This is a genomic window from Arthrobacter sp. 'calajunan' (assembly GCF_046940185.1).
Taxonomy (GTDB): Bacteria; Actinomycetota; Actinomycetes; order Actinomycetales; family Micrococcaceae; genus Glutamicibacter; species Glutamicibacter soli.
In genome coordinates, this window is record NZ_JBKZDY010000004.1 from 362,183 (window position 1) to 378,978 (window position 16,796).

19 protein-coding genes, 3 tRNA genes and 1 riboswitch are annotated in these 16,796 nt (G+C 69.1%); of the genes, 4 read left to right on the top strand and 18 right to left on the bottom strand.

Annotated elements, in window-relative coordinates:
* Positions 1 to 52 precede the first annotated feature (52 nt).
* From trpC to hisI, 5 genes are all read right to left on the bottom strand, one after another.
* Positions 53 to 877 (bottom strand): indole-3-glycerol phosphate synthase TrpC, encoded by an 825-nt coding sequence (gene trpC / locus RF641_RS08865; protein WP_424573001.1) that lies wholly within the window; start codon positions 875 to 877, stop codon positions 53 to 55.
* A gap of 1 nt (position 878) precedes the next feature.
* The gene (locus RF641_RS08870; protein WP_047119394.1) at positions 879 to 1,127 is read right to left on the bottom strand and encodes an HGxxPAAW family protein; all 249 of its coding nucleotides are present in this window, start codon (positions 1,125 to 1,127) and stop codon (positions 879 to 881) included.
* Positions 1,128 to 1,275: 148 nt separating this feature from the next.
* The gene (locus RF641_RS08875; protein WP_424573002.1) at positions 1,276 to 1,866 is read right to left on the bottom strand and encodes a Trp biosynthesis-associated membrane protein; all 591 of its coding nucleotides are present in this window, start codon (positions 1,864 to 1,866) and stop codon (positions 1,276 to 1,278) included.
* Entirely contained in the window at positions 1,863 to 3,431 is a 1,569-nt protein-coding gene (locus RF641_RS08880) for an anthranilate synthase component I (protein WP_424573003.1), read from the bottom strand. Before RF641_RS08880 ends, RF641_RS08875 begins: the two co-directional genes overlap by 4 nt.
* A 102-nt stretch (positions 3,432 to 3,533) precedes the next feature.
* Positions 3,534 to 3,935, bottom strand: a complete 402-nt coding sequence (gene hisI / locus RF641_RS08885; RefSeq protein WP_047119397.1) for a phosphoribosyl-AMP cyclohydrolase — start codon at positions 3,933 to 3,935, stop codon at positions 3,534 to 3,536.
* A 136-nt stretch (positions 3,936 to 4,071) separates the two neighbouring features.
* Here hisI and RF641_RS08890 point away from each other — a divergent pair, with 136 nt between their 5' ends.
* The gene (locus tag RF641_RS08890; protein WP_424573023.1) at positions 4,072 to 4,713 is read left to right on the top strand and encodes a TIGR03085 family metal-binding protein; all 642 of its coding nucleotides are present in this window, start codon (positions 4,072 to 4,074) and stop codon (positions 4,711 to 4,713) included.
* A gap of 97 nt (positions 4,714 to 4,810) precedes the next feature.
* On the opposite strand, the gene hisF is transcribed toward RF641_RS08890, so the two are convergent.
* From hisF to RF641_RS08955, 13 genes are all read right to left on the bottom strand, one after another.
* Complete coding sequence (gene hisF / locus RF641_RS08895) at positions 4,811 to 5,581, bottom strand: imidazole glycerol phosphate synthase subunit HisF (RefSeq protein ID WP_053798336.1); 771 nt, start codon at positions 5,579 to 5,581, stop codon at positions 4,811 to 4,813.
* 28 nt (positions 5,582 to 5,609) lie between these two features.
* Entirely contained in the window at positions 5,610 to 6,458 is an 849-nt protein-coding gene (gene hisG, locus RF641_RS08900) for an ATP phosphoribosyltransferase (RefSeq protein ID WP_424573004.1), read from the bottom strand.
* A 147-nt stretch (positions 6,459 to 6,605) separates the two neighbouring features.
* Complete coding sequence (locus RF641_RS08905; protein WP_047120776.1) at positions 6,606 to 6,869, bottom strand: phosphoribosyl-ATP diphosphatase; 264 nt, start codon at positions 6,867 to 6,869, stop codon at positions 6,606 to 6,608.
* A 109-nt stretch (positions 6,870 to 6,978) separates the two neighbouring features.
* Positions 6,979 to 7,470, bottom strand: coding sequence for a 6,7-dimethyl-8-ribityllumazine synthase (gene ribH / locus RF641_RS08910; protein WP_424573005.1), 492 nt, complete (start codon positions 7,468 to 7,470; stop codon positions 6,979 to 6,981).
* 35 nt (positions 7,471 to 7,505) lie between these two features.
* Entirely contained in the window at positions 7,506 to 8,753 is a 1,248-nt protein-coding gene (gene ribB / locus RF641_RS08915; protein WP_424573006.1) for a 3,4-dihydroxy-2-butanone-4-phosphate synthase, read from the bottom strand.
* On the bottom strand, positions 8,753 to 9,379 hold the full coding sequence (locus RF641_RS08920) for a riboflavin synthase (RefSeq protein ID WP_053798339.1): 627 nt from the start codon (positions 9,377 to 9,379) through the stop codon (positions 8,753 to 8,755). The genes ribB and RF641_RS08920 overlap by 1 nt, the downstream gene beginning before the upstream one ends.
* A gap of 104 nt (positions 9,380 to 9,483) precedes the next feature.
* On the bottom strand, positions 9,484 to 10,524 hold the full coding sequence (ribD, locus tag RF641_RS08925; protein ID WP_047119404.1) for a bifunctional diaminohydroxyphosphoribosylaminopyrimidine deaminase/5-amino-6-(5-phosphoribosylamino)uracil reductase RibD: 1,041 nt from the start codon (positions 10,522 to 10,524) through the stop codon (positions 9,484 to 9,486).
* Positions 10,525 to 10,529: 5 nt separating this feature from the next.
* Positions 10,530 to 11,231: a nicotinamide riboside transporter PnuC gene (pnuC, locus tag RF641_RS08930; RefSeq protein WP_047119405.1), complete on the bottom strand. Its 702-nt coding sequence runs from the start codon at positions 11,229 to 11,231 to the stop codon at positions 10,530 to 10,532.
* Between the two features lie 119 nt (positions 11,232 to 11,350).
* A riboswitch (FMN riboswitch) is annotated at positions 11,351 to 11,488 on the bottom strand.
* Between the two features lie 41 nt (positions 11,489 to 11,529).
* A complete protein-coding gene (gene rpe, locus RF641_RS08935) occupies positions 11,530 to 12,192 on the bottom strand; it encodes a ribulose-phosphate 3-epimerase (RefSeq protein ID WP_053798341.1) in 663 nt (220 codons plus the stop codon).
* Positions 12,193 to 12,288: 96 nt separating this feature from the next.
* The gene (locus RF641_RS08940; protein WP_424573007.1) at positions 12,289 to 13,851 is read right to left on the bottom strand and encodes an RsmB/NOP family class I SAM-dependent RNA methyltransferase; all 1,563 of its coding nucleotides are present in this window, start codon (positions 13,849 to 13,851) and stop codon (positions 12,289 to 12,291) included.
* Positions 13,848 to 14,780, bottom strand: coding sequence for a methionyl-tRNA formyltransferase (fmt, locus tag RF641_RS08945; RefSeq protein ID WP_047119408.1), 933 nt, complete (start codon positions 14,778 to 14,780; stop codon positions 13,848 to 13,850). Before fmt ends, RF641_RS08940 begins: the two co-directional genes overlap by 4 nt.
* A 3-nt stretch (positions 14,781 to 14,783) precedes the next feature.
* Positions 14,784 to 15,347 (bottom strand): peptide deformylase, encoded by a 564-nt coding sequence (gene def / locus RF641_RS08950; RefSeq protein WP_047119409.1) that lies wholly within the window; start codon positions 15,345 to 15,347, stop codon positions 14,784 to 14,786.
* Positions 15,348 to 15,433: 86 nt separating this feature from the next.
* Complete coding sequence (locus RF641_RS08955; RefSeq protein WP_424573008.1) at positions 15,434 to 16,183, bottom strand: cytochrome; 750 nt, start codon at positions 16,181 to 16,183, stop codon at positions 15,434 to 15,436.
* A 294-nt stretch (positions 16,184 to 16,477) separates the two neighbouring features.
* On the opposite strand from RF641_RS08955, the gene RF641_RS08960 reads away from it, so the two are divergent.
* From RF641_RS08960 to RF641_RS08970, 3 genes are all read left to right on the top strand, one after another.
* A tRNA-Gly gene (locus tag RF641_RS08960) sits at positions 16,478 to 16,550 on the top strand.
* 54 nt (positions 16,551 to 16,604) lie between these two features.
* A tRNA-Cys gene (locus RF641_RS08965) sits at positions 16,605 to 16,675 on the top strand.
* A gap of 26 nt (positions 16,676 to 16,701) precedes the next feature.
* Positions 16,702 to 16,773 (top strand) — tRNA-Val (locus tag RF641_RS08970).
* Positions 16,774 to 16,796: the final 23 nt, after the last annotated feature.

Below are 16,796 nucleotides of genomic sequence, written 5' to 3' on the forward strand. Positions count from 1 at the left end.
CTGCGGGGCACGATCAGTTTGGTGGGCTGCGCCGTGGTCGGGGTCGTCCGCCTCAGCGCTGCGGCTTGGCCGCGGTTCCTGCCTGGATGAACTCCTGCACCGAGGTGCGCGGGTCGGCGTGCTTGACCAGCGCCTCGCCGACCAGGATGGCGTCGGCGCCGTCCGCGGCGTACTGGCGCACCTGCACGGTGGACTCCACGCCGGATTCGGCGACGATGACCGCGTCGGCCGGCAGCAGGTGGGCGAGCTTGCCGAAATTCGCCGGATCAACGTCCAGCGTCTTCAGGTTGCGCACGTTCACGCCGATGATCTTCGCGCCCGCGGCGATCGCGCGCGCGATCTCCTCTTCGGTGTGCGTCTCCACCAGCGCGTTCATTCCCAAGTCATGGGTCAATTCTAGAAAGGTTCGCAGTCTCTGGTCATCCAGCGCCGCAACAATGAGCAACACGAGGTCGGCGCCGTGGGCGCGGGCCTCGTAGATCTGGTACTCGTCGACCGTGAAGTCCTTGCGCAGCACCGGGATGCTCACGGCCTGGCGCACGGCGTCCAGGTCGTCCAGCGAGCCGCCGAAGCGCCGGGCCTCGGTCAGCACGGAGATCACCGAGGCGCCGCCGGCCTCGTACTCGCCGGCCAGCACTGCCGGCTCCGGGATGTCGGCCAGCGCGCCCTTGGACGGGGACTTGCGCTTGACCTCGGAGATCACCCGCAGGACGGTGTCGCGCTGCGCGGGGTCGGCATGGCCCCCCAGGGCGGCGTAGGCGTCGAGCGCCGCCGGGGCCTGCGCGGCGCGCTGCTTGACCACGTCAAGGCTCTGAAGCACGCGACGGGCGCCCAGGTCTTCCTGGACGCCCGCGATGATGTCATCAAGAACAGTCAACTTAGTGCGCTGCTCCGCTGCGCGAACCGCCCACGCCGAAGCCCGCGGCCTTCAGCACGCCGCCGAGGACCAGGCCCAGGACGACGACGCCCATGGAGATCCAGAAGAAGGTCCAGTTCAGGTTGGCGAAGGCGATGCCGCCGGCAATCGCGCCGACCATCATGGTCAGGACGCAAGCCCAGGCTGCGACGGAGTTACCGTGGCCAATCTGCTCGGTGTATACCGGATCGATCTCGGTTTTCTGCGACATTGCTCGATGTCTCCTTGGTTGTTGTGGTGCGTGCGCCTGCCCGGTAGCCGGGCCTGCACGGTGATCTGCTTGCTTCCATTCTGCCATCTGAGTTCGCTTCAGTCCTATTCCTGCGGCGAACGTGTCGACCAGGTGGCCGGAATCACGTTCAGCGCGGGTCCTCGGTGGGGTCTTCGCCGTCGGAAAGCTGCTCCCAGCTGGAGATGTTCCGCGAGGAGGCGTCCTTGGGTTCAGCCGCGGTTTTCCCCGCCGACCGGGAATACTTGTCCGCCTTGACCGCCCAGCTGCGGGCGACGGCCAGCACCAGCACCGCCTGCACGCAGATCAGCGCTCCGCCGGCGATGGCCACCGCCGGCCAGGCGCTCACGGAGTACTCGGCGGCGTTCTGCGCCAGGCCGGTCGCGGTGGACACCGCAGTGAGGGCGGCGGCCTGCGGATCGGCCAGCGTGGCTACGCCGGCGGAGATGATCGCGAGGCCTGCCAGCAGGCAGATGGCGGCGATGATGTAGCGGGAGATCTTGCCGGCGATCAGCAAGGCCAGCGAGCCGGCGAGCACCGCGATGGACAGCGCGGTGGTGGCGGCCGCCGCGGCGGCGCCGTCGACCACGATCTGCGGGATCTGCACGGTGCCGGAGGCCACGTCGACAGTGATCCAGGTGCGGGTGGCGGACCACAGCACGATCACGGCGCCCAGCGCACCGAGGAAGGCCAGGTTACGGGCGGTCAGTTTCTGCTTCACTTGCTCTCATCCGGTTCGGTGGTGGTGTGCGCGGCGCGCATGGACTGCGCGGCCCAGACGGCCCGCAGCGGCGCGGCCGCCTTGTTCACGGTTTCCAGGGCCTCGTCGGCGAACTTGGAGTCGTTCACGATGCCGCCGCCTGCCTGCACGTAGGCGCGGCCGTTCTTGAGCAGCGCGGAGCGGATCGCGATGGCCATGTCCATGTCCCCGGCGAAGTCCAGGTAGCCCACCACGCCGCCGTAGATCCCGCGGCGGTAGGGCTCGTACTGATCCAGCAGCTGCAGGGCGCGCGGCTTGGGCGCCCCGGACAGCGTGCCGGCCGGGAAGGTCGCGGCGAGCACGTCGTACGCGTCCACGTCCTCGCGCGCCTTGCCCACGACGTTGGAGACCAGGTGCATGATGTGGCTGAAGCGCTCGACCTCCATGAACTGGGTGACCTCCACGCTGCCGGCCTGGCAGACCCGGGAGAGGTCGTTGCGCGAGAGGTCCACCAGCATCAGGTGCTCGGCGCGTTCCTTCTGGTCGTTGACCAGCGACTTCTCATGCAGCTGGTCTTCCTCGTAGTTCGCCCCGCGCGGCCGGGAGCCGGCGATCGGGTGGGTGACGACGTGGCCGTCGTTGACGGTGACCAGCGCTTCCGGGGAGGAGCCGACGATCTGGAACGGCTCGCCGTGCTCGTTGACGAAGTTGAACAGGTACATGTAGGGGCTGGGGTTGGTGGCGCGCAGCACGCGGTAGACGTCCAGCGCGTCGGCCTGGGTTTCCAGCTCGAAGCGGCGCGAGACCACGATCTGGAAGACCTCCCCGTCCACGATCGCCGTCTTGGACTTGGCCAGCGCATCCAGGTAGCCGGATTCCTCCCAGGAGTGCGTGACGGAGGACATCAGCTGCTGAGCGGGCACGTCGGTGCCGGACAGCGCCGCGGCGGTGCCCGGCAGCGGGGCGTCGAGCTTTTCAAGCATGCCCTGCAGGCGCGTCACGGCGGCGTCGTAGGCCGCCTCGGCGCGTTCGTCGCTGTCATCGAAGTTGATGGCGTTGGCGATCAGCGTCAGCGTGCCCTCGGTGGCGTCGTGCACCGCCATGTCGCCGACCAGGTTCATGCTCAGCTCGGGCAGGTTCAGGTCGTCGGCCGGCGGGTGGGGCAGCTTCTCCCAGTGGCGCACGCAGTCCCAGCCGATGAAGCCGACCATGCCGCCGGTCAGCGGGGGCATGCCGGGGATCGGCTCGGTGTGCAGGGCGCGCACAGTGTCGCGCAGCACCTCGACGCCGACGCCGCTGGTGGGCAGGCCGGCCGGGGCGTTGCCCTGCCAGTAGGCCTGGCCGCCGCGGGTGCTCAGGGTGGCAGGCGAGTTCACGCCGATGAAGGAGTAGCGGCTCCAGACGCCGCCGGCCGCGGCCGACTCCATCAGGAAGGTGCCCGGGCGGCCGCCGGCCAGGGTGCGGTACAGGCCGATCGGGGTGAGCGAGTCGGCCAGCACCGAGACCGTCACCGGGATGACGCGGCGGGTGGCGGCCATGGCGAGGAATGCCTCGCGGGTGGGGGTAATCGTGCCGAGGGTTTTCATCTGTTTCTTCTTCTACGCGCTGATCGATGCTCTGGTCGTCCGGCCCGTGCGCGGGCCTTGGTGCGGGCGATGCCTGGGCAGTGCGGCCGGATCCGGTGCGGCCTAGGCCGGGCGATGGCCGACGACGGCCGGCAGCTCGCGGCCGGTGAAGCAGGATTCGGTGCCGGTGTGGCATGCGGCGCCCACCTGGTCGACCTGCAGCAGCAGCGCATCGCCGTCGCAGTCCAGCGCCGCGGACTTGAGGAACTGGAAATGTCCGGAGGTATCGCCCTTGCGCCAGTACTCCTGGCGGGAGCGGGAGAAGAAGGTCACCCGGCCGGTGCCCAGCGTGCGGCGCAGGGCCTCGTCGTCCATCCAGCCGAGCATCAGCACCTTGCCGGTGTCGTGCTGCTGCACGATGGCGGCGAACAGGCCGTTGGCATCGCGCTTGAGACGCTGCGCGATCGCAGGGTCGAGTTCCGGGGATTCGGGGTCCGGGCGCGGACCCTCATGAGAAGTAGCCATCCCCTACAGCATACTGCGTGCGCGCCCGATCCCGTGCCCCGTGACCTGCGGGTTGACGCCGGCCGGGCCCGGAGGTGCCCGACACCCGCCGCGCATTGCGCGCACGGCACCGCGAAGCGTGCTAGTTTCAGAGGTGATGCACTTAGTTCACGCTTCCCGATTGGCGTTGGCCGAGACGCTGCTGGCCGCAGGTCCCACCGCCGAAACCCTGTGCGCCGGCTGGCAGACCTGCCACCTGGCCGCGCACCTCGTCCTGCGCGAGAATTCGCTGCTCTCCGCCGGCACGGTGTTCAAGCCGCTGTCCGGGAAACTGGAGGAGAAGCTGCGGCAGACCGCCGCCGAGGCGCAATCCCCCGAGCGCTACGCCGCGCTGGTGCGCCGCTTCCGCTCCGGGCCGGCGAAGTACTCGCCGTTCGCCATCGACAAGGTCGACCAGGCCGCGAACCTGAGCGAATACTTCGTCCACACCGAGGACGTGCGCCGCGCCCGCGGGCAGTGGGCCCCGCGCGTGCTGGACAAGGAGTACACCGAGATGCTCTGGCAGTCGCTGACCCGGATGTCCCGGCTGCTGTTCCGCAAGGCCCCGGTCGGCATCATCCTCACCCGCCCGGACGGCCAGCGCCACGTGGCGAAGAAGGCCCGCAACGCGGTGTCGATCAGCGGCCCGGTGCCGGAGCTGATGCTCTATGCGTTCGGGCGCACCGAGCACTGCCTGGTCACCTTCGAGGGCGGGGACACCGCGCTGGAAATCATCAAGCGCTACAAGCCCTCGCTCTAGTCCCCGCCGCCTGGACCCTCAGTCCGCAGGCGTTCGCGACGGCGCAAAAAGTGCCGGCCCCCTGGTGGAAGGGGCCGGCGCTTTTCTGCCTGCGGCGTTAGCGGACCGGGTAGCCGGCCTCGCGGATCTTCTGCTTGACGCGGGCGATCATGTCGGTCGGGCCGAAGTGGAAGATCGAGGCGGCCAGCACCGCGTCGGCGCCCGCCTCGATGGCCGGCGGGAAGTCCTCCGGGCGCCCGGCACCGCCGGAGGCGATCAGCGGGACGCTGACCTCGGCGCGCACGGCGCGGATCATTTCCAGGTCGAAGCCGTCCTTGGTGCCGTCGGCGTCGATGGAGTTCAGCAGGATCTCCCCCACGCCCCGCTCGGCCGCTTCCTTCGCCCAGGCCACCGCGCACATGCCGGTGCCCTGGCGGCCGCCGTGGGTGGTCACCTCGTAGCCGGAGGCGATCGACGGGTCGGTGGTGCGGCGCGCGTCCAGGGACAGCACCAGCACCTGCGAGCCGAAGCGCTCGGTGATCTCGTTGATCACCTCGGGGCGGGAGACGGCGGCGGTGTTGATCGAGGCCTTGTCGGCGCCGTTGCGCAGCAGCCGGTCCACGTCTTCCACTGCGCGCACGCCGCCGCCGACGGTCAGCGGGATGAACACCTCTTCGGCGGTCTGGCGGACCACCTCGTAGGTGGTTTCGCGGTCCGAGCTGGACGCGGTGACGTCCAGGAAGGTCAGCTCGTCGGCGCCGGCCAGGTTGTAGCGGCGGGCGAGCTCCACCGGGTCCCCGGCGTCGCGCAGGCCCTCGAAGTTCACGCCCTTGACCACGCGGCCGGCATCGACGTCGAGGCAGGGAATCACTCGAATTGCAACGCTCATCGCGTATTGCTCCTTGGGTGCGGGCCGGCTAGATGCGGCAGGCGTGGATCTGGCTGACCAGGATGGCGCGGGCGCCCACGTCGTACAGCTCGTCCATGATGTTGTTGGTCTGCGACTTCTTGACCATGGCGCGCACCGCGCACCATTCGGAGTTCGCCAAATCGGAGACGGTCGGCGACTCCAGGCCCGGGGTGAGCGCGCAGGCCTGCTCCACCAGGTCGCGGCGCACGTCGTAGTCCAGCATCACGTACTGGCGGGCGACGAGCACGCCGCCCAGGCGCCGGGTGAGCACGTCCAGGCCGGCAGGCTGGTGGCCGATGCGGCCGATCAGCACGGCCTCGGAGGCCAGCAGCGTCTCGCCGAAGATCTCCATGCCGGCGGCCTTGATGGTGTTGCCGGTTTCCACCACGTCGGCGATCGCGTCGGCCACGCCCAGGCGGACCGAGGACTCGACGGCGCCGTCCAGGCGGACGACGGAGGCGTCGATGCCCGACTTCTCAAGGTAGTGGCGCAGCAGCACGTCGTAGCTGGTGGCGATGCGCTTGCCGTTCAGCTGGCTGGCGTCGGTGTAGGCGCCGACCGGGGCGGCGAAGCGGAACGCCGACTTGCCGATGCCCAGCGGGATCAGCTCCTCGACGTCGTCGTCGACATCCGCGTCCAGGTACAGGTCGCGGCCGGTGATGCCCACGTCCAGGATGCCGCGGCCGACGTAGACGGCGATGTCGCGGGGACGCAGGTAGAAGAATTCAACGTGGTTGTCCTCGTCCACCATGACCAGTTCGCGCGAATCGCGGCGCTGGAGGTAGCCGGCCTCCTTGAACATGGTGGAGGCGATATCGGACAGGGCACCCTTGTTGGGCAGGGCTACGCGGAGCATAAGGTGACTCGTTTCAGGAGTGTGGCGCTGCGGCGTGGTGCCAAGAACAAGCGCCAAGGAGTGGTTTCGTTGGCCGTTGCTACTGCCGCCGTGCGTAGGCGCGGTGCGGATCGCCGGACAGGGATCCGACCGCGGCCCGCGCGACGGCTAGAGATGCTTGTAAACGTCGGCCAGGGACATTCCCTTGGCGATCATGAGGACCTGCACGTGGTAGAGCAGCTGCGAGATTTCCTCGGCGGCTTCCTGGTCCGATTCGTACTCGGCGGCCATCCACACTTCGGCGGCTTCCTCGACGATTTTCTTGCCGATGCCGTGGACACCGGAGTCGAGTTCGGTGACGGTACGAGAGCCTTCCGGGCGGGTTTGGGCCTTGAGCGACAGTTCGCTGAAGAGCTCCTCAAAAGTTTTCACATCCACCAGTCTAGCGTTTCGCGCGGTCGGGACCGAACTCGGGGCCTGCTTTGTGACGGCTCGGCCCCGGGCCCGGACCCGGCCGCGCGGCGGTGCTCCGGCCGGCGGCTCAGGCCAGCGCCGCGACGGTCATGACCGCGGCGCTGTAGGCCTCGTAGCCCTTGTCTTCGCTGGAGTTCTCCAGTCCCGCGCGGTCCAGGCCCTGCTGCTCGGTGTCGCAGGTCAGCACGCCGAACCCGATCGGGGTCTTGGTGTCCACGCTCACATTGGTTAAGCCGTTGGTCGCGGCCAGGCAGACGTAGTCGAAGTGCGGGGTGCCGCCGCGGATGACCACGCCCAGGGCGATGACCGCGTCGTAGTCCCCGGCCAGGGTGGCGGCGGCGACCGGCAGCTCGAAGGTGCCCGGGACGCGGATCAGCGTGGTGGACGCTTCCAGCCCGGCGTCCTTCGCGGCGCGCTGCGCGCCGTCGATCAGCCCGTTCATGATGACCTCGTGCCAGCTGGCCGCGACGATGGCGACCTTCAGCTGGGAGAAGGCATCGCCGGCGGCCAGCGCCTTCAACTCCTCGGCGACGTTGGCGGGTGCTCCGTGCTTGCTCATGGTGGGATGTCCTTTGTTCGTGTCGGTGTCGGCGCTCAGGCGCCGTGGTAGGTTCGCGCCTGCGCCTCGTCCTGGGGCAGGTTCAACCCCAGCTGGTGGCCGAAGCGGGCCTGCTTGGTGCGCAGGTAGTCCTCGTTCTCGCGTCGCGGCGGCACCAGGCTGGGCACCAGCTCGGCGACCTGGATGCCGGCCTCGGCGAGCTTGTCCCGCTTGTCCGGGTTGTTGCTCAGCAGCCGGATGGATTGCAGGCCCAGCTTGGCCAGGATCGCGGCGACCGCGAAGTACTCGCGCGCGTCGGCCGGGAAGCCAAGGTGCAGGTTCGCATCCAGCGTGTCCAGCCCGCGCTCCTGCAGGGCGTAGGCGCGCAGCTTGTTGACCAGCCCGATGCCGCGGCCCTCGTGGCCGCGGATGTAGACCAGATGCCCGCCCTCGGCGGCGATCCGGGTCATCGCGGCCTGCAGCTGCTCGCCGCAGTCGCAGCGGTAGGAGCCGAGCACGTCGCCGGTGAGGCACTCGGAATGGATGCGCACCAGGTTGCCGGGCTCGGCGCCGTCCGGGCCCGGATGGCTGAGCACCAGGTGCTCGTGGCCCTCGACCAGCGCGGCGCGGGCGGTGAATTCGCCGAAGCCGGTGGGCAGCGCGACCGGGTCGGTGAGCTCGATTGCGTCGTTGATGCGGCGCCATCGGGCCAGGTCGTCGATCGTGATCAGCGGCAGGCTGTGCTCGGCGGCGAAGACGCGCAGCGCGTCCAGCCGCATCATCTCGCCGTTGTCGTGGGTGATTTCGCCGATCACGCCCACCGGGGACAGGCCTGCGGCGCGGCACAGGTCCACGGCGGCTTCGGTGTGGCCGCGGCGCTCGAGCACTCCGCCGGCGGCGGCGCGCAGCGGGAAGATGTGCCCGGGGCGGTGCAGCTGCTCCGGGACGGTGTCCGGGTCGGCGAGCAGCCGGCTGGTCAGCGCGCGGTCGGCGGCGCTGATGCCGGTGCTGATGCCGCTGGCGGCGTCGCAGCTGACGGTGAAGGCGGTGCCCTTGGCATCCTGGTTGATGCCGACCATCGGGGCCAGGCGCAGCGCGTCGGCGCGTTCGGCATCCAGCGGAACGCAGATGACCCCGGAGGTGTAGCGGATGGTGAAGGCCATCAGCTGCGCGGTGGCGTGCTCGGCGGCGAAGATGATGTCGCCCTCGTTTTCGCGGTCTTCGTCGTCGACGACCACTACGGCGCGGCCGGCGGCCAGCGCGGCCAGGGCGGCGGGGATGGAATCAAAGGATGCGGCAGCCATTAGTTTCGACCTCCAAAAGCGTTCAGGCGGGCGACGTACTTGGCCAGGACGTCGACCTCGATGTTGATGCGGTCCCCGACCTGGCGGGAGCCCATGGTGGTTTCGGCCAGGGTGATGGGGATGATGCCAACCTCCACCCAGTGCCCGCCGGCAGGCGTATCGGCCGGGGAGACGGCGGTGAGCGTCAGCGAGATGCCGTCCAGCGCGATCGAGCCCTTTTCCGCGGTCAGCGGGGCGTACTGATCGGGCACCGAGACGCGGAAAGTGGTCCACTGCCCGTGGTCCTCGCGGGCCAGCACGGCGCCGACCGCGTCGACGTGGCCCTGCACGACGTGGCCGTCGAGCCGGGCCCCGGCCGGGGTGCAGCGTTCGAGGTTCACGATGGAGCCCTCGGCCAGCTGGCCGGTGGTGGTGCGGTTCAGCGTTTCGCCCATGACGTCGACGCTCAGCGTGTCCCCGTCCAGCGCGGTGGCGGTCAGGCAGACGCCGTTGACTGCCAGCGAGCCGCCCAGACCCAGGTCCTCGGTGTGCCCGGGGGCCTTCAGGGTGAGGACCGCAAGGTCCTTGCGCGGATCGGTGGCGATGCCGGTGATGGTGCCGGTTCCGGTGACGATTCCGGTGAACATAGTTGGTGGTTTCCTTAGTCTGAAGTGCGTGGGACCGCTGGTTTTCGGGTGCGGCAAAGCCGCCGCCCGGGGCGCGGTGGTGGTGCGGGAGTGCTGGATGGCGCCTAGTTGTCCGGCAGCGGTTCCAAGTGCAGCATAATGTCGGGGCCGAGCCGGGCCAGCGTTTCGCCGCTGAAGGCGTCGATCCGGTAGGCGCGCGCGTCACTCAGGGTGCGGGTGGCGGCGATGTTCACCGAACAGTCCCCGGCGCCGATGATGACCGGTGCCTGGTAGCAGTAGATCTCGTCCGCGAGGTCGGCGGCGATGAAGGCCGAGGCGACGGTGGCGCCGCCCTCGATCAGCAGGTGCCCGTAGCCCAGCTCGCTCGCGCGGGCGATCAGCTCGTGCACCTCGCGGGTGCGCACCTGTTCCCAGTGCTCGTCGAAGGCCAGGGCCAGGGTTCCGGGCAGTTCACGGCGGCCCATGACCAGCCGGTGCGGCTGGCGCGGCAGCGCGGTGCCGTCGGCGGCGCGGGCGTTCAGCCGCGGGTCGTCGTGCACCACGGTGTTGGTGCCGACCACGATCGCGTCCACCCGGGCGCGCAGCGCGTGGGCGTGCGCCCGGGACTGCGCTGAGGTGATCCACTGGCTGGTGCCGTCCGGAGCGTTGATGCGCCCGTCCAGGGACTGGGCGGTCTTGACCGTGATGAACGGGCGGCCCTGTTCCTTGGCGCGGATCCAGCGGTGGTTCAGCTCGCGGATCGCGGAGGCCTCGCGCGCCTGGCTGACCTTCACGCCGGCGGCGGAAAGGTAGTCCGCTCCCCCGCTGGCGGCGGTGTCGTCGGCCTGCCCGTAGTGCACCGCGCCGAGGCCCGCCTGGGCGATGGCCGCCGCGCAGGGACCGGTGCGCCCGGTGTGGTTGCACGGCTCCAGGGTGACGACCATGGTCAGCGTGGCGGCGCGTTCGCGGGAGATCCGGCCCAGGCGGCGCAGCGCGTCGATCTCCGCGTGCGGGCTGCCGGCGCCCTGGTGGTAGCCGGTGGCGATCAGCGAACCGTTCTCGTCCAGGATGCAGGCGCCGACCAGCGGGTTGGCGCCGCGGTGTCCCCGGCGGGCGGTTTCCAGCGCGGTTTCAAGTGCCGCGTCGAGCTGCTGTTCGGTGGCCATGGCGGTTACCGCTTGGACTGCAGGGTCGGGTCGGGCAGCTCGGTTTCCACCGCCGGCTTGTCGCCCTTCTTGGCCCGGGCCCAGACGAAGAAGCCGATCAGCGTGAAGGCGCCGTAGAACAGGTACATGAACGCGCTGGCGTAGTAGCCGGCGGAGAACAGCAGCGGCACGCCGACCGCGTCGACCGCGACCCAGATCAGCCAGAACTCGACCCAGCCCTTGGCCATGCCGAAGGTCGCCAGCAGCGATCCGACGAAGGTCCACGCGTCGGCCCAGACCGGCTCGTAGGAGCCGAGGATGCGGAACAGCGGGGTGAGCGCCACGGTGCCCAGCACCAGCGTGGCGGCCAGGCCAAGGCGGATCTTGTTCGAGGCCCAGACGGGGGTGACGGCGCTGCCGCTGCCGTCGCGGGCCTGCTTCCAGCGGTACCAGCCGAAGATCGAGACCGAGATGAACATGATCTGGCGGCCAGCCTGGCCCCAGAGGTTCGCGGCGTAGTCGGTGTCGAACAGGCTGCCGAGGAATACTGTCAGCAGCAGCAGGTTGCCGACGATGCCGACCGGCCAGGCCCAGACCTTGCGGCGCATGCCGCCCACGGCGCTGGCCAAGCCGAAGATGTTGCCGACAACCTCGCGCACCAGCAGTGCCGAGGAACCTACCGCAATTTGTGAATTAAAAGCTTCAATGAGCCACCGCAGGAAATCCATCTTTCCACCCTTCTCGAAGCGGCGGCTCCGGGGGGTGTGCATTTGATGGACCTGCGGCATGGGCCGAAGAATACGGCTCCGCTCAGGGAACCGCCGGCACTACCGCAAGGCAAATCAAATTCGTGCTTCTCCCATCCAGACTTTAACTGTCGGTACCGGAATTCCACCGGCTCAACCGCTTCCTCGGCTTGTGGCCTTGGACGCGGGTCGCGGACTATCACCGCCGGTTCGGACTTTCACCGACCCCGGAGCACGTATTTACGTTTACATTCGTTATTGTTGCATACTTTGTGGCGCTTCAGTGCGCACCCAGCGCAAGATTGCGTAATACGTCGATTTCCACCGACGGCTCCGGCGAAGCGTACACCGCGGACCCGGCGACGAACACGTCGGCCCCGGCTTCCGCGGCGCGCAGGATGGTGTCGCGCGAGACGCCGCCGTCGATCTGCAGGGCGATGGGTTTGCCGGAGCCGTCGATGGCGGCGCGGGCGCGGCGGATCTTGGGCAGCACCAGGTCCAGGAACTTCTGGCCGCCGAAACCCGGTTCGACGGTCATCAGCAGCAGCATGTCCAGCTCGCCGAGCATGTCCAGGTAGGGCTCGATCGACGTGGCCGGGCGCAGCGCCATGGCGGCCTTGGAACCGGCGGCGCGCAGCTCGCGGGCCAGCCGGATCGGCGCAGCGGAGGCCTCCACGTGGAAGGTCACCGAGTCAACACCCAGCTGCGCGTATTCCGGGGCCCAGCGGTCGGCGTCCTCGATCATCAGGTGCACGTCGATGGGCAGCTCGCTGACCTTGTGCAGCGCCTCGACCACCGGCTTGCCCAGGGTCAGGTTGGGCACGAAGTGGTTGTCCATGACATCCACGTGCACGCCGTCGGCGGTGTGGATGCGCTGCAGCTCGCGCTCCAGGTTGGCGAAGTCGGCGGAGAGGATCGAGGGGTGGATGCGCGCGGTGCTCAACGGTGGCTCCTTGGGTTCGGGCAGGGGCTGGATACTTCTCAAGCCAATACTGCCAGCGTCCGGGCGGACGCTGGCAGTTGGTGACGCGGCGCGGCCTTATTCGGCCGGGGCGGCCTTGGTCAGCAGCGCCATGAACATCGCGTCGGTGCCGTGCAGGTGCGGCCACAGCTGCGCGGTGGAGCCCTCGCCCAGCGCGTGGCCGGCGGCCGGTGCGTCCTGGTACATCACCTTGGCGACCTCGGCGCCGGTGTCCAGCAGCTTGGCCTGCGGGGTGCGCTTGAGGAAGTCCTCCACCACCAGGCGGGTTTCGGCCTGGTGCGGCGAGCAGGTCACGAAGCCGACTACCCCGCCCACGCGCAGGGCGCGGAAGGCGGCGTCCAGCAGCTCGCCCTGCAGGGCGGTGAGCTCCGGGATATCGCGCGGGGCCTTGCGCCAGCGCGATTCGGGGCGGCGGCGCAGCGCGCCCAGGCCGGAGCAGGGGGCGTCGACCATGATGCGGTCGTAGTCCCCGGCGTAATCTTCCCCGCCGTAGGCGCGGCCGTCCTGCTGGGTGACCATCCAGTAGTCGTGCGGCACCGCGTCCATGGAGTTCTCCACCAGGCGGGCTCGGTGGGCGGTGGGCTCGTTGGCGGTCAGCCGGGCGTCGCGCTGCACGGCCAGCGCGCCGAGCAGGGCCGCCTTGCCGCCGGGGCCGGCGCACAGATCCAGCCAGTAGCGGTCGTCGCCGGCTTCCGGCAGCTCCACGTTGGCCAGGGCGCGGGCCATGACCTGGCTTCCGGCGTCCTGCACGCGCACGGTGCCTTCGCGCACCCCGGGGACCCGGGCCACGTCGCCGTGCTTGTAGGTGGCCGAATCGGCCAGCAGGGTGCCGGGTTCCGCGCCGGATTCCAGCGCGCCGGACAGGTCGCCGAGCCCAGGCAGGGCCACCAGGTTGACCACCGGGGCGGCGTTGTCGGCTTCCAGCAGCGCTGCCAGCTCGCCGGCGTCGCGGCCGTGGGCGATCAGCGCGCCGCGCAGCGCGCGCACGATCCAGTCCGGGTGGGAGTGCTCGATGGCCAGCTTCGCGGCGTCGCCCTCCGCGGCGGCGGTGAGCTGCTCGATCCATTCGCCGGCCTCGCGTTCGCTCACGCGGCGCAGCACGGCGTTGATCAGCCCCGAGGGGCCGGCGCCGATCTGCGCGCGGGCCAGGGACACGGTCTCGTCCAGGGCGGCGTGCTTCGGCACGCGCATGGCAAGCAGCTGGTGGGCGCCCAGGCGCAGCGCGTCCAGGATCGCCGGGTCCAGCTCGGCCAGCGGGCGGTCGACCAGCGTGGTGAGGATCGCGTCGTACAGCCCCTGGCCGCGCAGCGCGCCGTAAGCCAGTTCGGTGGCGAAGCCCGCGTCGCGGCGGTCCAGCTGGTATTCGCGGATCAGCTTGGGCAGCACCAGGTTGGCGTAGGCATCCGCGCCGGACACCTCGCGCAGGGTCTTGAAAGCGACCAGGCGGGCCGGGTCGGCGCTGCGCTTGCGCTGGCCGGGGGCGGCTTGCGAGTACTGGCGCGGGCGCCCGCCCTGGCCGCGGTTGCGGGTGCGCCCGGCCTCGTTGCGGCGCTGGCCGTCGCCGTGCTCCGCGCCGCGGCGCCCTGGGCGGGAATTCCCGCGCTGTTCGTTCGCGCTCATGCGAAGCTCACTTCCGTTCCCTGGGTCAGCATGCCGCGGGCCCAGTCTGAGGCGTTCATCATCTTCTTGCCCGGGGGCTGGATCATTGTCGGTTCAAGGGCCCAGGTGGCGGTGCCGATGAGCACTGTGGGCTGCTTGCCCGGTTCGATGCGCAGCTGCCCGGGAGCCAGGCCGGCCACGTCGCGGCGTTCGCGCAGCGGGCCGAACTTGTAGCGCTGGCCCCCCACCGCGCACCAGGCGCCGGGGAACGGGGTGGTGCCGTGGGCGCGGCGGCGGATCTCGGTGGCCGGGCGGGTGAAGTCCAGCTGCGCGTCCTCGTCGGTGATCTTCGGCGCGTAGGTGTGCGACCCGGTCTGAGGGACCGCGACTGCCTGGCCGGCGTCCAGCGCCTGCAGGGTCTGCACCAGCAGCATCGAGCCGGAGGCGCTGAGCCGTTCCAGCATCACTCCGGCGGTATCCAGCTCGTTGACCACCTCGGTGACCTGGCCGAAGACCGGGCCGGTGTCCAGCCCGGTTTCCAGCTGGAAGGTCACCGCGCCGATGATGTCGTCGCCGTTGATGATGGAGTGCTGCACCGGGGCGGCGCCGCGCCAGTTCGGCAGCAGCGAGAAGTGCAGGTTGATCCAGCCGTGGCGCGGGACCAAGAGCGCGGCTTCCGGGACCAGCCCGCCGAAGGCGACGATGGCGGCGGCGTCCAGATCCAGGCCCTGCAGCTGCTCGGTGACCTCGGCGGTGATCTTGGAGGCCTTGATGACCGGCAGGCCGAGCTCCGCGGCGCGGGCGGCAACCGGCGAAGGGGTCAGCACGCGCTTGCGGCCCAGCGGGGCGTCGGGGCGGGTGAGCACGGCGGCGATGTCGAATCCTGCCGCGTGCAGCGAGTCAAGGGAGGTGACGGCGACCTGCGGGGTGCCGGCGAAGAGGATGCGCACGGGCTACTTCCCCAATCCTGCGCCGAAGCTGGAGCCCAGCGATCCGGAGCGCTTGGCGATGGTCTGGTTGGCGGTCTGCGAGTAGCTGGTGGCGCGCAGCTTGCGCCAGGCCGCCTTCTTCTCGTCGGCGGGCAGGCGGTCAAGGAAGAGGATGCCGTCCAGGTGGTCGGTTTCGTGCTGCACGCAGCGCGAGAGCATGCCTTCGCCTTCGAGGACCAGCGGGGTGCCGAACTTGTCGAAGCCGGTGGCGCGCACATGGCGGCGGCGCGGGACCGGGGCGGCGATGCCGGGGATGGACAGGCAGCCTTCGACCTGGTCCTCCTGGAAGTCATCGCTCAGCTCGAGCACCGGGTTGATGATGTGCCCGCGCTCCTCGCCGATCTGGTAGGTGAAGACGCGCAGCGATACGCCGACCTGCGGCGCGGCCAGGCCGGCGCCGTCGACGTTTTCCATGGTCTGGTCCATGTCCTCGACCAGCTTTTGGATTTCCGGTCCGAACTCGGTCACCTCCTGCGCTGGGGTGCGAAGGACGGGATCACCGATGATCCGAATTCCCAAAATTGCCATAGTTCTTCAAACTGCCTTCTGTTGTTTTCAGCGGATCGCCCGGTCCAGCCGCGCCAGACCCAAGCCCATCCAGTCTACGCGGTCGATCACGGCTGGCGCTGAGGTGGTGGAGTGATTTCCACCAGCGTGGCCCGTGACTTGGCGATCCTGAAGGACGCCTCCCAGTTGCGGCGCAGCGCGTAGAACTTGGCCCAGTAGTCGGGCATGGCGGCCGCAGGCGCCATGAAGGTGCGGCTGCCGGTGGGGCCCAGGGCCACCGCCAGCAGCATGGTGTCAGCACCATACGGCCACGGCTCCCACTGCCCGGCCTCCGCGTCGGCGACCCGCTCCTCGGCCTTGCAGGCGGCGGCAAGCTGCATGATCACCTTGTCGTCGGGCCGCTTGACGAAGCCGTCGCGGTCGCTGGTCTTTGTTTTGTAGTCGACCAGGCAGTCCCTTCCGCCGATCTTCGCGACCAGGTCGATGGTCCCGGCGTAGCCGATGCTCTCGTTCCACACGGTCACCTCCGCGGCCACCGGCTCCACCCGGTAGTCGCGCCACCAGGATTCAAAGTGGGCGGCGTAGTCCTGTTCGCCATGGGCCTGCAGCAGTTGGCGCGCCGAATCCAGTTCGTGCGGCTGGCCTAGTTCCGCCAGCGCCCACTGCTCTGCATAGTTGTGCACCCGGTCGCCACGTGCGGCCGCCGCATCACGGTAGGACTCCGCCGCGGTAGCCGAATCACGCACGAGCGACCTCATACGGCCGAGCTCGGAGATGGACGCGGCAAGCCGGGCATCCTCGGATAAGGACTTGGCTGCCATGTAGCCCGCCCAACCGGTGAGGTCGACATGGTCCATACCAATGATTGTCGTAATCGATGGAACCGTTGCCTCGCCGCCGACCCGGCGGCTGTACATGCGGCCATGATCGGTCTGAATCGCTAGTTTCGGTGACGTCATATACACGATGATTGCACCGCAGGTGGACACTTCGCCCCTAGTCGCCGCGCGTTTAGGAATTATTCCCCGTAATTCCGCGGGTTTTGGGCTTTGTGAACCAGATCTCAGCCTTTCGATTTGGAAGCTTGGGAAAACTCGTATAGAGTTTTTACTCGTTGGAAAGAACGAAAACGTTCCAACAACAACCATTTTGCGGACATAGCTCAGCTGGTAGAGCGCAACCTTGCCAAGGTTGAGGTCGCGAGTTCGAACCTCGTTGTCCGCTCGCAAAAAGATGCACCGACTAGGTAAAACTAGTCGCCTGGCTTCGGCCGGATTTGGTGGGGTGGCCGAGAGGCGAGGCAGCGGCCTGCAAAGCCGTATACGCGGGTTCGAATCCCGTCCCCACCTCGCAATGAAGATTGCTCATCTTTTTTGCGCGATTGGCGCAGCGGTAGCGCGCTTCCCTGACACGGAAGAGGTCACTGGTTCGATCCCAGTATCGCGCACGGAACTCGTAGTCCACCAGATT

Coding starts and splice junctions, on each gene's coding strand:
- RF641_RS08870 (WP_047119394.1), bottom strand. CDS start 1,127: ATGTCGCAGAAAACCGAGATCGATCCGGTATACACCGAGCAGATTGGC.
- RF641_RS08880 (WP_424573003.1), bottom strand. CDS start 3,431: ATGAAAACCCTCGGCACGATTACCCCCACCCGCGAGGCATTCCTCGCC.
- hisI (WP_047119397.1), bottom strand. CDS start 3,935: ATGGCTACTTCTCATGAGGGTCCGCGCCCGGACCCCGAATCCCCGGAA.
- RF641_RS08890 (WP_424573023.1), top strand. CDS start 4,072: ATGCACTTAGTTCACGCTTCCCGATTGGCGTTGGCCGAGACGCTGCTG.
- hisF (WP_053798336.1), bottom strand. CDS start 5,581: ATGAGCGTTGCAATTCGAGTGATTCCCTGCCTCGACGTCGATGCCGGC.
- hisG (WP_424573004.1), bottom strand. CDS start 6,458: ATGCTCCGCGTAGCCCTGCCCAACAAGGGTGCCCTGTCCGATATCGCC.
- ribH (WP_424573005.1), bottom strand. CDS start 7,470: ATGAGCAAGCACGGAGCACCCGCCAACGTCGCCGAGGAGTTGAAGGCG.
- ribB (WP_424573006.1), bottom strand. CDS start 8,753: ATGGCTGCCGCATCCTTTGATTCCATCCCCGCCGCCCTGGCCGCGCTG.
- RF641_RS08920 (WP_053798339.1), bottom strand. CDS start 9,379: ATGTTCACCGGAATCGTCACCGGAACCGGCACCATCACCGGCATCGCC.
- ribD (WP_047119404.1), bottom strand. CDS start 10,524: ATGGCCACCGAACAGCAGCTCGACGCGGCACTTGAAACCGCGCTGGAA.
- pnuC (WP_047119405.1), bottom strand. CDS start 11,231: ATGGATTTCCTGCGGTGGCTCATTGAAGCTTTTAATTCACAAATTGCG.
- RF641_RS08940 (WP_424573007.1), bottom strand. CDS start 13,851: ATGAGCGCGAACGAACAGCGCGGGAATTCCCGCCCAGGGCGCCGCGGC.
- def (WP_047119409.1), bottom strand. CDS start 15,347: ATGGCAATTTTGGGAATTCGGATCATCGGTGATCCCGTCCTTCGCACC.
- RF641_RS08955 (WP_424573008.1), bottom strand. CDS start 16,183: ATGGACCATGTCGACCTCACCGGTTGGGCGGGCTACATGGCAGCCAAG.